Source organism: Methylobacterium sp. Leaf99, assembly GCF_001422375.1.
In the GTDB taxonomy this organism is placed as follows: Bacteria; Pseudomonadota; Alphaproteobacteria; order Rhizobiales; family Beijerinckiaceae; genus Methylobacterium.
Map to the genome: position 1 here is coordinate 1,454,379 of NZ_LMMU01000001.1, position 13,084 is coordinate 1,467,462.

13 protein-coding genes are annotated in these 13,084 nt (G+C 68.5%); 5 read left to right on the forward strand and 8 right to left on the reverse strand.

The features are described 5' to 3' along the window. Positions 1-29 precede the first annotated feature (29 nt). On the forward strand, positions 30-1,235 hold the full coding sequence (sorA, locus tag ASF28_RS06695) for a SorA family sulfite dehydrogenase catalytic subunit (protein WP_056089299.1): 1,206 nt from the start codon (positions 30-32) through the stop codon (positions 1,233-1,235). Between the two features lie 101 nt (positions 1,236-1,336). Then, a complete protein-coding gene (sorB, locus tag ASF28_RS06700) occupies positions 1,337-1,621 on the forward strand; it encodes a SorB family sulfite dehydrogenase c-type cytochrome subunit (RefSeq protein ID WP_443189726.1) in 285 nt (94 codons plus the stop codon). 101 nt (positions 1,622-1,722) lie between these two features. On the opposite strand, the gene ASF28_RS06705 is transcribed toward sorB, so the two are convergent. After that, positions 1,723-1,965, reverse strand: a complete 243-nt coding sequence (locus tag ASF28_RS06705) for a hypothetical protein (protein ID WP_056089301.1) — start codon at positions 1,963-1,965, stop codon at positions 1,723-1,725. Positions 1,966-2,099: 134 nt separating this feature from the next. Between ASF28_RS06705 and ASF28_RS06710 the strand changes: the two genes are divergently transcribed. Further along, positions 2,100-3,221: a YeiH family protein gene (locus ASF28_RS06710; protein ID WP_056089305.1), complete on the forward strand. Its 1,122-nt coding sequence runs from the start codon at positions 2,100-2,102 to the stop codon at positions 3,219-3,221. Positions 3,222-3,268: 47 nt separating this feature from the next. Here ASF28_RS06710 and ASF28_RS23555 read toward each other — a convergent pair whose 3' ends face one another. After that, positions 3,269-3,400 (reverse strand): hypothetical protein, encoded by a 132-nt coding sequence (locus ASF28_RS23555; RefSeq protein WP_274533112.1) that lies wholly within the window; start codon positions 3,398-3,400, stop codon positions 3,269-3,271. Positions 3,401-3,788: 388 nt separating this feature from the next. Between ASF28_RS23555 and ASF28_RS06715 the strand changes: the two genes are divergently transcribed. Then, positions 3,789-3,989, forward strand: coding sequence for a hypothetical protein (locus ASF28_RS06715; protein ID WP_147710121.1), 201 nt, complete (start codon positions 3,789-3,791; stop codon positions 3,987-3,989). A gap of 348 nt (positions 3,990-4,337) precedes the next feature. Here the strand turns inward: ASF28_RS06715 and ASF28_RS06720 are convergent, their stop codons facing one another. The 3 genes from ASF28_RS06720 to ASF28_RS06725 form a co-directional block, all read right to left on the reverse strand. After that, complete coding sequence (locus ASF28_RS06720; protein WP_056089312.1) at positions 4,338-4,535, reverse strand: hypothetical protein; 198 nt, start codon at positions 4,533-4,535, stop codon at positions 4,338-4,340. A gap of 180 nt (positions 4,536-4,715) precedes the next feature. Next, positions 4,716-4,961, reverse strand: coding sequence for a hypothetical protein (locus tag ASF28_RS23205; protein ID WP_082476027.1), 246 nt, complete (start codon positions 4,959-4,961; stop codon positions 4,716-4,718). Positions 4,962-5,214: 253 nt separating this feature from the next. Further along, positions 5,215-5,490, reverse strand: a complete 276-nt coding sequence (locus tag ASF28_RS06725; protein WP_056089315.1) for a hypothetical protein — start codon at positions 5,488-5,490, stop codon at positions 5,215-5,217. A 504-nt stretch (positions 5,491-5,994) separates the two neighbouring features. On the opposite strand from ASF28_RS06725, the gene ASF28_RS06730 reads away from it, so the two are divergent. Then, positions 5,995-8,565: a bifunctional metallophosphatase/5'-nucleotidase gene (locus ASF28_RS06730; protein WP_244474911.1), complete on the forward strand. Its 2,571-nt coding sequence runs from the start codon at positions 5,995-5,997 to the stop codon at positions 8,563-8,565. Positions 8,566-8,841: 276 nt separating this feature from the next. Here ASF28_RS06730 and ASF28_RS06740 read toward each other — a convergent pair whose 3' ends face one another. The 3 genes from ASF28_RS06740 to ASF28_RS06750 all read right to left on the reverse strand — a co-directional run bounded on the left by ASF28_RS06740 (position 8,842) and on the right by ASF28_RS06750 (position 13,012). Continuing rightward, positions 8,842-9,486, reverse strand: a complete 645-nt coding sequence (locus ASF28_RS06740; RefSeq protein WP_210166744.1) for a response regulator transcription factor — start codon at positions 9,484-9,486, stop codon at positions 8,842-8,844. A gap of 443 nt (positions 9,487-9,929) precedes the next feature. Next, complete coding sequence (locus ASF28_RS06745) at positions 9,930-11,273, reverse strand: HlyD family type I secretion periplasmic adaptor subunit (protein WP_056089321.1); 1,344 nt, start codon at positions 11,271-11,273, stop codon at positions 9,930-9,932. Beyond that, on the reverse strand, positions 11,273-13,012 hold the full coding sequence (locus tag ASF28_RS06750; RefSeq protein WP_056089324.1) for a type I secretion system permease/ATPase: 1,740 nt from the start codon (positions 13,010-13,012) through the stop codon (positions 11,273-11,275). The genes ASF28_RS06745 and ASF28_RS06750 overlap by 1 nt, the downstream gene beginning before the upstream one ends. Positions 13,013-13,084 lie beyond the last annotated feature (72 nt).

Below are 13,084 nucleotides of genomic sequence, written 5' to 3' on the forward strand. Positions count from 1 at the left end.
GGTCGCCAGCGGGACATGGAGATTCCGGGATGATCGGGACCGATCGCAGAACGCTCCTGAGGCAGGCCGGGGCCGGGCTTCTCGGTGCCGCCCTCGCACCCTTCGCGGCCCGGGCCGGCGAGGCCGTCACCCTGCCCTTCGGCAACGGCGAGCGCCCCCTCGTGGCCTATCCGGGCAAGCGCCCGCTGCTGCAGATGACCGCGCGGCCGCCACAGCTGGAGACGCCGTTCGCGGTCTTCGACGCGGGCGCGATCACCCCGAACGACGCCTTCTTCGTGCGCTATCACCTCGCCGACATCCCGACCTCCATCGATCCCGACAGCTTCCGCCTGACGGTCGCGGGGCATGTCGATGGGCCGGTCTCGCTGTCCCTCGCCGAGCTCAAGGCGATGCCGAACGCCGAGATCGTCGCGGTCAACCAGTGCTCGGGCAATTCCCGCGGCTTCGTCGAGCCCCGCGTCGCCGGCGGCCAGCTCGCCAACGGCGCCATGGGCAATGCCCGCTGGACGGGCGTGCCGCTGAAAGCCGTGCTCGACCGCGCCGGCGTGAAGGCCGGCGCGGTGCAGGTCGTGTTCGGGGGCCTCGACGGCCCGGTCCTCCCGGAAACCCCGGACTTCGCCAAGGCGCTCGCCCTCGATCACGCCCGCGACGGCGAAGTGATGCTGGCCTGGGCCATGAACGGGGAGGATTTGCCCTGGCTCAACGGCTATCCCCTGCGCCTCGTGGTCCCGGGCTTCTACGGCACCTACTGGGTCAAGCACCTCGACGCGATCACGGTGCTGGACAAGCCCTACGAGGGCTTCTGGATGAAATCGGCCTATCGCATTCCCGACACGGCCTGCGCCTGCGTCGAGCCCGGCCAGACCCCCGAGGCCACCGTGCCGATCAACCGCCTGACCATCCGGTCCTTCGTGACGAACCTCGCCGACGGGGCCACGATCCGGGCCGGACGGACGGACCTGCGCGGCATCGCCTTCGACGGCGGCTCCGGCATCGCGGCGGTCTCCGTCTCCGTCGACGACGGCCGCACCTGGACCGGGGCGATGCTCGGGCCCGATCTCGGGCGCTATTCCTTCCGGCCCTGGACCCTGTCGGTCGACCTCCCGGCCGGTTCGCACGCCCTCCGGGTCCGGGCGACGGGCAACGACGGGGGCGTCCAGCCGATGGCCGCGCGCTGGAACCCACCGGGCTACATGCGCAACGTCATCGAGACCGTCCGCGTGCGGGCAGCGTGAGGGCAGCCAGGATGACGATGCGTTCTCAGACGATCCTGCCGGCGAGCCTCGGGTTGTTGGCAACTCTGGGGGTCTTGGTGAGTATGGGGGTCTTGGCGAGTATGTGGGTCTTGGCGAGCCTCCCCGCGATCGCCGCGCCGCGGACCTACGAACTCCCCAAACCGACGGCAGCGTTGCGGCCGGCGGCCGGCCGGGAATCCGGGTTCGAGGCGGCCCAGGCCAATTGCATGACCTGCCATTCCGTCGACTACATCGCCATGCAGCCGCCGGGGAAGGGTGTTGCGTTCTGGACCAGTGAGGTGACGAAGATGACGAAGGTCTATCACGCCCCAATCAACGAGGCCGACGCCAGGGCCATCGCGGATTACCTCGCCGCGGCGTACTAGGGCACGCTTTCGAAGACGTGGAGACCGGTTCATCGCAAACCGGCATGGCTCTCCACCTCGGGGGCAGAATGGATGACCCGCTCCGATTTCAGTCGGCGGATTTAGAGGATGGCGGTGATGAAGGCGGCGACCTGCGCATGAGCATTCGCGACCATCTGCGCCACGGGCTCGTCGGCGAAGTAGATCCGGCCCGCCGTCAGGGTCGCGGCGATCAGCCAGAATCCGATCAGAGCGACGCTGCGCGCGCGCCGGTCACCCGTCGCGGACGGGCCGTGGCAAGCGATCTCGACGGGTTCGCCGAACGGATCGAAGGCCATCGCCGGCTGGTCGCTACGCTTGCTCATACGCTTAGATGTCGCGCTTCGGGCTCGCTCGATCAATGGATGCGTTTTGCGAAGATGTCCGCGGGCGGAGAGTGTTGTTCTCCGGGGGGCGGGACACGCAGAAGTTCCTTCCTCGTGCCTCAAGGGAAGGCACCATGAGCGCCAAGGGCCTCGCGACGGCACGCGCCGGGACGGCGCAGCCGAGGATCGCGTCCGGCAAGATCGCCTCGCTCCTGCCGGGCATCCTCGTCTGCCTCGCCGTGACCCTGGCGTCCCTGGCCGTGCAGGCGATCGAGGAGCGCGCCACGGGCCATCCCTACATCGAGGCCCTCGTCATCGCGATCCTGCTCGGGATCGCCCTGCGCACCGTCTGGAGTCCGGGCGAGCGCTTCCGGGCCGGCATCGCGTTCTCGGCCAAGCAGGTTCTGGAACTCGCCGTCACCCTGCTGGGCGCCTCCGTCAGCCTCGGCGCCATCGTCGCGTCGGGGACAAGCCTTCTCGTGGGCATCGTCGCCACGGTGGTCCTGGCGATCGTCGCGAGCTACGCCATCTGCCGGGTCCTCGGCCTGCCCGCCCGGATGGCGATCCTGGTGGCCTGCGGCAACGCCATCTGTGGCAACTCGGCCATCGCCGCCGTGGCGCCGGTGATCGGGGCCGACAGCAAGGACGTGGTCGCGGCCATCGCCTTCACGGCCGTCCTCGGCGTGCTGATGGTCCTGGGCCTGCCCCTGTTCATCCCCCTCGTGGGCCTGTCGGAGCACCAGTACGGCACGCTCGCGGGCCTCACGGTTTACGCCGTGCCGCAGGTGCTCGCCGCCACGGTCCCGGTCGGCATCCTGGCGACGCAGGTCGGCACCCTGGTCAAGCTGGTCCGCGTCCTGATGCTCGGGCCCGTCGTGGTCGCGTTCTCGTTCATCGCGCCCTACCTGCCGCCGGAGGGCGCATCTTCCGGGCAGGGGGCGTCTTCCAAGAAAGACGCATCCCCGAAGGGCAGGCCCGGACGCCTCGGCTTCTTCAAGATCGTGCCCTGGTTCATCCTCGGCTTCCTGGCGCTCGCGACCCTGCGCTCCCTGGGGATCGTCCCGGACGCGGCCACGCCGCCGATCACCCGGCTGGCGGGCCTGCTCACCGTGGTGTCGATGGCGGCGCTCGGGCTCGGCGTCGACGTCCGCGTGCTGGCCCGGGTCGGCGGCCGGGTGACCCTGGCGGTGACCGGCTCGCTGATCGTCCTCCTCGCCGTCAGCCTGTCGCTGATCTGGGCCTTGCGGATTTCGTAATCATCGTCCGCCCTTCGTGCGCCTGTCACCGTGGAAGCGGATTGGAATCAGGGACGTCGCCGCGCGGAGGGCCGGTACCAGCAGCCGGCCTCCTTCAGTACCCAGAACCCGATGCGGACATAGGCAACCCACACCAGAAACTGGCGGCGGATGCCGGTCGGGGCATGATCGTCGGTCATGACTGGATCCCACGTGCACTGTCGTTGCCGGAGAACCACCTAGTATTTTGGTACTAGTACAGAAGGGCGATGCCGCCCCGCCGCCTTCACGATTCTGTGGGAGGCGACGGGATCGTTCCCCCCGTGGTGGTGTCACCCGCCGGATGGCCATCGGTGGTTGCCGGGCGGGGTCCGGTTGCGACGGCCAATCCGGAACCGACGAGAATCCCCGGCGATCGACGCGATGATGGTCCCGCGCAACCTCCCGGAGGCGCGGCCATCCGGAGAAGGGCGCTGACGCGGATGTCCGTGTTTTTCCTGAAACTCACGGCTTTCCTTGCGCGTACCACCCGGATCACGCGCAATGGCGGGGAGGAAAAACGTATTGCCAGATGCCGAGCCAATGGCTGTGGAAGAGACCCTCACCCCACGGCGATCCTACCGCGCCATCACCCGGAACGGCGACGGCCAGATCGTTCACGTACGGGACATCCAGGCAGGCAGCGACGCGGAAGCGATCGGGATCGTCACCGAAAGGGATGTCGACGGTCGCACCGACCTCTATGACGAGAATGGCCTCGTCCAGCGCTTCGACACGCAGGCGACGTAGTCGGGAACCGCCCGGCGACTTCGATCACGGCCGTCGCCGAGGGCCGGCATAGGCGGGGCCGTCCCGGCTCCGGGACGGACCTTCGCCCCCGATCGAACCCATCGCCGTTCCGGGAACTTTCGTTCCCCGGGGGACAGCTGGATTGGAAGTCACACCCGCGGGGCTCATGGTCGATCTGCTGGCCCATGGGTATGCGTTGGAAACGGCGCCCCCCCCCGGGGAGTCTAGGCGCAGAGTGAAGCGGAACGACCGAATTTACGCGAACCGCCCGTAGCCCGAATCTTTGTAGGGTCCGTCAGGTCTCGGAGGGGGCGACAGGGCTGTGTTGCCATGGCCCCCTCCGGCCGATTACGCCTCGGCCTCGGCATCGTCCGCGTCGAGGATCGTCTCCAGATCGCCCGTCAGCGCTTCGAGTTGCTCGGATGTGGCGACGATCTTGAACTTGGTGCCATCCTCAGCCTCGACGGCGATCTCCACGTGATCACCGACCCTGGCAGCCAGGGCCTGCTTGAGGGTGTAGCTCGTGACGTCTTTGTTCGCTGCCATATGGGCCTCCTGCATCGGCAGCGGGTAACGCGAGGCGGGGCCTCGAAGGCCCTGCGACAGAACCTCACGCGCTCACCCGGCCGATGCTTTTCGAGGCCGCCGTTTTCCCCGGGCTGAAGAATCCCGTCGCCCGCATCCCCGTGCCGGGTTGGCGTGTCCCGGGAGACGGCTACGGGCGCGCTACCACCCGCCGCCCCCCCTCATGCTTCGCTGCCGGCAGGTTCGACCCATATCCTCATAGCCTGCGGGGCAGCGACGAACGCACGCCCCGGCGGCATATTTCAGCGGTGGCCGGCAGGCTCGACTGAAGCGCTGTTCCTGGAACAGAAAGTCTTTGGCCGGGCTCTGCGCCGCGGCCGGGCCGGAGAGGGCCACCGGCAACGCACCGGCGATCCCGAGAACGGCCGCGCAGGACAGACGGGCCATGTGTCGTCGCAGATAAGATGGCATCCCGTTCCGGTCTCCTAGAGGTCTCTTGTCCAACGCTGCCGTTGTGCCGGAGCGGGACCCGACCGCAACCGGACGTTTCGGGAGGCACCCCCGACCCCGTCCGCCCTCGCGGAGCGGGTCGGACGAGACCGGTGCAAATCGCGCGTCAGGCGTTCAACCCGAGAGCGCCTTTCCGTGACAGCCCCGCATCTTCGGGGGCGGGATCCGCCCCCGCTTCGGCGGACAAGGTTCAGCGGGTCGGAGAACCGGCCCCCTTGCCGGCCGATCCAGGGGAGGAGCCGGAGCCCGCATCGTTCGCCCCAGTGCTGTTCGCCGTCCCGGAGCGGCTCTTGTCACCCGTCGAGGGGCCGCTTCCGGCGGCACCCGGGGAGGAGCCTGCGCCCGCATCGTTGGGGCCCGTGCTGTTCAGGGTGCCCGATTTCGTGGTTCCCGATCCGCCTTCGGCCGCGATGGCAGCCGAGCCCAGGACCAAGGTGGAGGCGAGGACGAGTGCGATGGCCTTCATGGTGTTTCTCCCTGATGTTGGCGCGCGGAACGCAGAGGGTAACGTCACGCCGAGTCGCGACGTTCCGGCGCACGCGATGAGGCTCGGCCCAAGCGACGGGACCAGACCGCGACAAGACTGATTCGCTGGATTCTGAAGTTCTGTACTCGGCTCATGACTTGACGAAGACCCGGGGTCGAGCCTGCGGCGCCGGCGTCTTCATGCAAACGTCACGGCACGAAACTATTCGCATCGGACGCTTCAGTGTTTCTGGGGCAGGCCATCTCTCGGCTTTCGCGCCGGGGGACGGCCCTTCGGCCGCGTGAGTTCGCGGGACGTCTGCCGGTCCCCGGCGCCGTGTTGTCTGGAATGCCCGGTCCGGAGTGTCCGCATGATCCCGACGCTGCAAGCCCCCGCGGTCGATCCACGGCTCCGGGCTTGGTCCGACACCCCGGCGGCCCCCGACGCGAAGCCGGCGACACCCCCTCCCCTCAGCGCGCCTTCACGACGGAGACCCCGCCGGTCATGACCTACACGCTCCAGATCCTGCACGCCTCCGACTGGGAAGCGGGCCTGCTCGCCACGCAGCGTGCGGCGAACTTCGCCGCCATCGTCGACAAGCTCGAGGACGCGACCCCGAACTCCATCACCCTCTCCACGGGCGACGGCTGGATCCCGAGCCCGTTCTTCATCGCCGGCGCCGATCCGCAGCTCGCGGCGACCTATAACGGCGTCTACAACCAGCTCTACGGACTCACCGGGGCTGCCGCCTACACCAGGCTCGCGCCGTCCGTGGGCCGGGCCGACGTCACCATCCAGAACATCGTCGGCGTCCAGGCGGCGGTGTTCGGCAATCACGAGTTCGATTCCGGCCCAACGGAGGTCGCCAACATCATCGGGGCCAATCTCGGCGCCGCGCCGGGCAACGCCGACGACACCTGGGTCGGCGCCCAGTTCCCCTATCTCTCCACGAACCTGAACTTTTCGCGGGAAGCGGCCTTGTCGGGCCTCGTCAACCCGAACGTCTCGAATGCCACCTTCGCGCAGACCGGACCGGCCTCGACCCAGACCGGCACCGGCGCCGACAAGATCGCCCGATCCGCCATCCTGGTGGAGAACGGCGAGAAGATCGCCTTCGTGGGCGCCACCACCCAGGTCGAGCCGCTGCTGACGACCCTCGGCAACGTCACGGTGGACGGCTTCGACGGCCGGGACAACATCCCCCTGCTGGCCCAGCAGATCAACGCCGAGATCGACCGGGTGCTCGCCGCCAATCCCGACGTGAACAAGGTCATCGTCGGCACCCACCTGCAGCAGCTCGCCAACGAGCAGGCCCTGGCCCCGCTCCTGCGCAACGTCGACGTGCTCATCGGCGGCGGGTCGCACACCTTGCTGGCCGATGGCGACGACCGGCTGCTCTCCGGCGACACGGCCGCCGGCGCCTACCCGCAATTCCACACCAATGCCAGCGGCCAGACCCTGGTCCTCGTCAACACCGCCTCCGAGTATTCCTACGTGGGCCGCCTCAACGTCACCTTCGACGACAAGGGCAACATCCTTCGCGATTCGGTGAACCCGGCCACCAGCGGGGCCGTGGCGGTGGACGACGCCACCGTCGCGGGGCTCTACGGCTCCACCGCCGCCGCCTTCACCCCCAGCAGCAAGGGCTTCCTCGTCCGCGAGGTCATCGAGGGCCTCGACGTCAACAACGACGGCGTGCAGGAGACCGCCGGCATCGCCGACGTCATCCGCGCCCAGGACGGCAACATCCTCGGCCGCTCCAACGTCTACCTGGAGGGACGGCGCGGCGAGGTCCGCACGGAGGAGACCAACCTCGGCGACCTGACGTCGGACGCGAACCTCTGGTACGCCAAGCAGTTCGACGCCGGCGTCACGGTCTCGATCAAGAACGGCGGCGGCATCCGCGACTCCATCGGGTCGTTCTCCACGTCAGGCGGCGGCACCAGTGAGCTTCCCCCCGCGGCCAACCCCTCGGCGGGCAAGCAGGCCGGCGACATCTCGCAGCTCGACGTCACCAATTCGCTGCGCTTCAACAACAACCTCGCAATCGTCACCGTCACGGCCTCGGAGCTGGAACGCGTCCTCGAGCACGGCGTCGCGGCGGTGGCAGCGGGCGCGACGCCCGGACAGTTCACCCAAGTCGGCGGGATCTCCTACAGCTTCGACGCGACGAAGCAGGCTCAGACCCACTGGTCCTGGGACACGAAGCTCGTCGGCTCCGTCCACGACCTGAGCTTCAAGGCGGACCCCTTCGCCGACATCGACGGGGCGTTCACCGCCACCGTGAAGGCGCGCTTCGACGACCTCGATGCCGGCGCCTGGCAGCGCGTCTACGATTTCGGCAACGGGCCCGATATCGACAGCGTGTGGCTCGGCCAGGTCGGCACCTCGAGCGACATGCAGTTCTCCGTCGTGAACGGGGGCAAGGTCGGGCAGGTGATCGCCAAGAACGCGATCGTGGAGGGCAAGGAGGCCACCTGGACGACCAGCGTCAACGAGGCGGGCTGGATGCGCCTGTTTAAGGACGGCGCCGTGGTGGCCGAGGGACAGGGCCTCGTGCCGAGGGACGTCGACCGCGCCAACGAGTTCGTCGGCAAGTCGAACTGGTCCGACGTCAAGCCGTTGGTCGGCAAGGTGAGCGACCTCGTGATCACGCCGCACAAGGCCATTCCGGAGATCGACGGCGCCTTCAAGATGTTCGCCGAGGTCCGGTTCGACGATCTCGACAGCGGTTACTTCCAGCGCGTCTTCGACACCGGCAACGGCGCGGACAGCAACAACATCTGGCTCGGCCAGGAATGGAACGGCGACGACATGGTGTTCGAGATCCTCACCGGATCGACCAAGCACCGGATCACCGCGCCGGATACGATCGTGGAGGGCGAGATGGCGAAGTGGCAGGCCAGCGTGGACGAGTCCGGCTACATGCGCCTCCTCAAGAACAGCGCACTGGTCGCCGAAGGACAGGGCGCGGTGCCCCTCGACGTCGTGCGCACCAGCGACCTGATCGGCAAGTCCAACTGGTCGCCCGACGGCGCCCTGGTGGGTCAGATCAACGAGCTGATCTTTATATGAGGGCCCGCCGCTCCGGGCGCCGTCGCCCGGAGCGGCTCCCGTCCAGGCCGGACCTCGCGCGGGTGATGTGTCCCGGTGCGGGGTCCGGAGCGCGAAGGCGGTTCCGTGACATGCGGATCGAGTCGGCGCCCGATCCGGACGCCGAACATCAACGCACCGCCGGAGCGGCGACGCGTTGTCGCCGGCTCCCGCGACGCGCGATGCCGGTCATGGGCTCCGTTCGAGCGACCGGACCGTTCGCCGCCGCGAAATCGGGGGCGGCCGGCGGAACGACGATCAGGAGCCGATATGCAATTCGAATGACTTGAGGGCCAGTTCCGTCCTGTTTCGAACCTTGAGCTTCTTCATGATGCTTCGGATGTGGACCTTGACGGTGCTCTCGCACATGCCGAGATCGTAGGCGATGATCTTGTTGGGGCTGCCTTTCCGTATCGCCGTGATGATCGCGGCTTGCCGGGGCGTGAACGGCAGGCTGACAACGGGTGGCGTGGGTAGACTCGGATTGGTCTTCTGCGCCGTGATCACGCTGTCGGGGGGAACATAGGACCCGCCCGACAGGATCAGGCTGATGACGCCGTTGAGGATGCGGAGATTAGAACTCGTCGGGAGAATGCCCCGTGCTCCGAGCTCGAACACCTTGATGGCCGCATCGGCGCCGGCCGTATCGCAGATGACCAGAACCGGGCAGGATCGGCACGCGCCGTGCAGGACGGTCAGGTCGGCGACGATGTCGAGGTGGCTGCTTCCCCAGAGTATGATGAGGTCGCAACCGCGCGTCGAGACGAGGTCGGCGCAGCCCTCCACGGACGGCAACGTTTCCACGTCGTAGGCCCACGATCGCATAGCTTGGGCAAGACAATCCCGAATGAACGCGCGGTTGTCGATGAGAACGACCATTCGCGGATCGGGTCTGTCCATCATGCCGGATCCGGGCCCCGCAGTACCGGTCCGCGGCCCCTGGTTGCCCCCATGTCCCATCGACGGACCGAGATCCACCTTATCGGGGGGAAGCGCCCTGGGCGGGCCCGCTTCCGGCTTTGCAATGGCCTTCACGGCCGACGTTTCGAGGAAGATTCCGGCGCACATCTCGCAATTGAGACTCCAATGAACCAATATTCGATACAGCAATTCTGACACAGTCGAGCTGAAAGTAAATCATGTTTTTGTTGAAAACCTCAACAGTAATCATGTTTTGGCGAAAAGATTAATTTCCTATTTTGGCACGATGCAATTGAGTTTCAACATTTTTGAGCATCCAATAAGAATGAATACCGAACGAATGCTGGAGACGTCTCACTGAGCGGGTCGGAATGGCACGTCATGCCCGACCGTGCCGGTAATGTCCCGCAGATACGAGCCGGAGTTCAGCGCTCACGCCAGGCCTTGGCGATCTGATCGGTGAGGGGCTTCGTCAGGTAGCTCAGGACCGAGCGGTCACCGAGCTGCATGTAGGCCTCCACCGGCATGCCGGGCACGAGGCGCAGGGATCCGAGACGGGCGGCTTGGTCCGGCGGCAGGCGGATGCGGGCGGTGTAGTGGCTCAGCCCGGTCTTCGGGTCGGTGGTCACATCCGCCGAGACCCGCGCCACGACCCCGTCGATCTCCGGCGTCGTGCGCTGGTTGAAGGCGGCGAACCGCAGGATCGCCGCCTGGTCGAGGCGGACGTTGTCGATGTCCTGGGGCTGGATCTTCACCTCGACGGCGAGCTGGTCGGCCTCAGGAACGATGAGCATGGCGGGTTCCGAGGGCGTCACCAGGCCGCCGATGGTGTGCACCGTCATCTGGTGCACGGTGCCGTCCTGGGGCGAACGCATGTCAACGCGCTTGAGCTGGTCCTCGGCCGCGACGCGCTTCTCCACGGCTTCCGACCATCGGCCCCGGATCTCGGCCAGATCCTTGCCGACCTCGGAGCGCATGTCGCCGTCGATCTGCAGGATCTGGAGCTCGGTCTCGGTGATCTTGCCCCGGGCCGAGGCCGTCGCGGCGACGAGCTGGCCGCGCTCGCCGTCGAGGCGCGCCGCGTCGCGCTCCAGGGCGTTGACCCGGGCCAGGGAGACCAGGTTCTTGCCGTAGAGCTCGCGCACGCCCTTCAGCTCGTCGGTGATGAGGCTGATCTCGTGCCGCTTGGCCCCGGCCTGCTCCGTGAGGCCCTTGATCTCCTCGCGCAGCTGGAGGATGCGCTCGCGCAGCTGCGCCTTCTGGCCCGCGCGGCCCGCCACGCGGGCGGTGAACAGCCGGGCCTCCCCGTCGATGAGGTGGGCCACCGAGGGGTCGGTCGCCCTGCGCGCCGCGAGGTCGGGCGGAAACCGGACCTCGGCATGGCCGTCGCGCTCGGCCTCGTCGCGGGCCCGGCGCGCCGCGAGTTCGTCGAGGGCCTTCAGGACGATGTCGAGGTTGGCCCGGACCTGGGTCGCGTCGAGGCGGATCAGCACGTCGCCGGCCTTGACCCGTGCGCCCTCGCGCACCCGCAATTCACCGACGACACCGCCGGTGGGATGCTGGACCTTCTTCACGTCGGATTCGACCACGAGCTGGCCCGGCGCGATCACCGCGCCCGAGATCTGCGTGACGGTGGCCCAGCCGCCGACGCCCACCACCAGGGCCGCGCCGAGGCTGAGGCTGAGGGCGAGGTGGCCGTGGATCGAGCCGTGGGCGGTCGAGGGGCCGAGGGCCGCGGCAGGGGCATTGAGACGAACGATATGGGTCATCACGCACTCTCCCGCAGGGCGCCGACGGCGGGTCGGGCGTCGGATGGAACGGAGGCCGGCCGCAACACGCTCTTCAGGATCTCGTCCTTCGGCCCGAAGGCCTGGGCACCGCCCTCGGCCATCATCAGGATGAGGTCGACGGCGGCGAGGGCCGAAGGGCGGTGGGCGACGACGACGCAGATGCCGCCGCGCCGGCGCACCCCGAGGATCGCCTGCGTCAGGGCGTTCTCGCCCTCCGAATCGAGGTTGGCGTTGGGCTCGTCCAGGATGACGAGGAAGGGGTCGCCGTAGAGGGCACGCGCCAGGCCGATGCGCTGGCGCTGGCCGGCCGAGAGGCCGGCGCCGCCCTCGCCGATGCGGGTGTCGTAGCCCTCGGGCAGGCGCAGGACGAGGTCGTGCACGCCGGCCGACCGGGCGGCGGCGATCACCGCCTCCGCGGGGGCCGCCGGATCGAAGCGGGCGATGTTCTCCGCGATGGTGCCGGCGAACAGCTCGACCTCCTGGGGCAGGAAGCCGAGATGGGGCCCGAGCTCGCCCGTCGACCATTGATCGAGGGCGGCCCCGTCGAGGCGGACCTTGCCGCGGAAAGCCGGCCACACCCCGACGACGGCGCGCACGAGGCTCGACTTGCCCGAGGCCGAGGGGCCGATGATGCCGAGCCCCTGGCCGGCCCGAAGCGCGAAGCTGACGTCCCGGACCACGGGCACCGGGGTCCCGGGCGGGGCGACGCTGATGCTCTCGACCTGCAGGGACCGGACCGGGGCGGGCAGCGCGTGGCGCGCCCGACCGGGCGGCAGGGCGGCGAAGAGCTCCGACAGGCGGGCCCAGGACTGGCGGGACTGGACGAAGCCCTTCCAGTTGACGATGGCGAGCTCGGCCGGGGCAAGCGCCCGGGCGACGAGGATCGAGCTCGCGATGATGATCCCGGCCGAGGCCTGGCCGTTGATGACGAGCCAGGCGCCGAGGGCCAGCACCCCCGATTGCAGGGCCATGCGGAACACCTTCGACACGGCCCCGAAGCCCCCGACGATGTCGGAGGTCCGCTGCTGGGCCTGCATGTAGTCGCGGTTGGCCCCGGCCCAGCGGGTGGCGAACCGCTCCTGCATGCCCATGGCGGCGAGCACCTCGGCGTTGCGGCGCCCGGCCTCGGCGAGGCCGTTGCGGTGCAGGCCGTGTCCGGTGGCCGTCCGCGCGGGTCCACGGGTGGCACCGTCCGTGAGCAGGCCGATGATCGCGAGGGCGACGGCCCCCACCAGGGCGGCGACCCCGATGAGGGGATGGAACAGGAAGCAGATCACGAGGTAGATCGGCATCCACGGCAGGTCGAAGAAGGCGGACGGGCCGGTCCCGCCCAGAAATCCGCGCAGCTGGTCGAGGTCGCGCAGGGGCAGGAGGCCGTCCCCCTGGGTGCTGCCCTTGAGGGGGCTGCGCACCACGATGTCGAAGACCCGCGCGCTCAAGGCCTCGTCGAGGGCGGCGCCGACGCGGGTCAGGATGCGGGAGCGCAGGGTCTCGAGGGCGCCCTGGAAGGCGTAGAGCACGAGGGCCAGCAGCATCAGGCCGACGAGGGTCGGCACGGAGCGGCTCGGGATCACGCGGTCGTAGACTTCCAGCATGAAGAACGAGCCCGTGAGGTAGAGCACGTTCACGAGGCCGCTCATGGCGCCCACCCCGATGAACGCCATGCGGCACCGGGACAATGCCGAGGCGAGCTCGGCCGAGTTTCGGTCCTTCGTCATGCCCCGCCTCCTCTTGAACGATATCCGGACCGCCATCCGCTCTCGGACAGCATTGCGTTCAGCGAACTACGT

What these genes read in the sequence shown, in the direction of transcription:
- ASF28_RS06730 (WP_244474911.1), top strand. Translation starts at nt 5,995, where the DNA reads ATGACCTACACGCTCCAGATCCTGCACGCCTCCGACTGGGAAGCGGGC.
- ASF28_RS23555 (WP_274533112.1), bottom strand. Translation starts at nt 3,400, where the DNA reads ATGACCGACGATCATGCCCCGACCGGCATCCGCCGCCAGTTTCTGGTG.
- ASF28_RS06750 (WP_056089324.1), bottom strand. Translation starts at nt 13,012, where the DNA reads ATGACGAAGGACCGAAACTCGGCCGAGCTCGCCTCGGCATTGTCCCGG.
- ASF28_RS06720 (WP_056089312.1), bottom strand. Translation starts at nt 4,535, where the DNA reads ATGGCAGCGAACAAAGACGTCACGAGCTACACCCTCAAGCAGGCCCTG.
- ASF28_RS06725 (WP_056089315.1), bottom strand. Translation starts at nt 5,490, where the DNA reads ATGAAGGCCATCGCACTCGTCCTCGCCTCCACCTTGGTCCTGGGCTCG.
- ASF28_RS06745 (WP_056089321.1), bottom strand. Translation starts at nt 11,273, where the DNA reads ATGACCCATATCGTTCGTCTCAATGCCCCTGCCGCGGCCCTCGGCCCC.
- sorB (WP_443189726.1), top strand. Translation starts at nt 1,337, where the DNA reads ATGTGGGTCTTGGCGAGCCTCCCCGCGATCGCCGCGCCGCGGACCTAC.
- ASF28_RS06705 (WP_056089301.1), bottom strand. Translation starts at nt 1,965, where the DNA reads ATGAGCAAGCGTAGCGACCAGCCGGCGATGGCCTTCGATCCGTTCGGC.
- ASF28_RS23205 (WP_082476027.1), bottom strand. Translation starts at nt 4,961, where the DNA reads ATGGCCCGTCTGTCCTGCGCGGCCGTTCTCGGGATCGCCGGTGCGTTG.
- ASF28_RS06740 (WP_210166744.1), bottom strand. Translation starts at nt 9,486, where the DNA reads ATGATGGACAGACCCGATCCGCGAATGGTCGTTCTCATCGACAACCGC.
- ASF28_RS06710 (WP_056089305.1), top strand. Translation starts at nt 2,100, where the DNA reads ATGAGCGCCAAGGGCCTCGCGACGGCACGCGCCGGGACGGCGCAGCCG.
- sorA (WP_056089299.1), top strand. Translation starts at nt 30, where the DNA reads ATGATCGGGACCGATCGCAGAACGCTCCTGAGGCAGGCCGGGGCCGGG.